This is a genomic window from Prauserella rugosa (assembly GCF_000719975.1).
Lineage (GTDB): Bacteria > Actinomycetota > Actinomycetes > Mycobacteriales > Pseudonocardiaceae > Prauserella > Prauserella rugosa.
Map to the genome: position 1 here is coordinate 1 of NZ_JOIJ01000061.1, position 695 is coordinate 695.

Genomic DNA, 695 nt, shown 5'->3' on the forward strand with positions numbered 1-695 from the left:
GGGAACCCGAACACCGGGATCATTGCCCAGCAACAGGTCAGCAGTGACATCCGCGCGCAACTGGTCCAACGTGCGCGACTCACCATCACGTCGTAGGCGGCGTGCCATCGCATCAACCCGCGCATAACAGGCGGAAGCCACCTCCGACGGCAACTCGGCGGTGAGTCGAGATTGAGCATTCGGCCCGTGATCAAGCACCACGCGCCGTCCAGCCCGGGCCATGCGAGCCCGCTCGGCCTGCCCACCCGGATCAACCTTCTCCACCAACCGAGCCGCATGTTGAGCCAGGTTGCGTGGCTGCCACGAGGTGACGGGAGCCGAGGCGAGCTTGTCGCTCAACAACGCATCCACCTGCCGGGCATGCTCATCGGACAGCGGCGAGGTCACGGCCAAGATCCGCCGAGCCCCATACAACTCAACCTGACCATCGTGCATCGCCTCCAACACCCGAGGCATCCGCCGAGACAAGTCGACAGCGTTACGAATCCGCCTCTCCACCTCCACAGGCGACACCCGAAGCGAAGGCGCCAACTCCTCAGCCAACCCCCGCCACTCCCCCTCACCAGAAGCCAGAGAAGCGAGAAACGTCATCTCGGCAGCATCAACCCAAGCCCGCTGCGACCTTAGTTCAGCGGCGGTAGCAGAAATTCCCCCATGTCCATCCACGGTTAAAACAATACCGAACACACTGGCGA

The 695-nt window shown here is 63.2% G+C and carries 1 protein-coding gene; it reads right to left on the reverse strand.

The features are described from left to right. Window positions 1–687, reverse strand: a 687-nt coding sequence (locus IF64_RS26895) for a DUF222 domain-containing protein (protein WP_345968980.1), incomplete at its 3' end; no start/stop codon positions are given. Window positions 688–695: the final 8 nt, after the last annotated feature.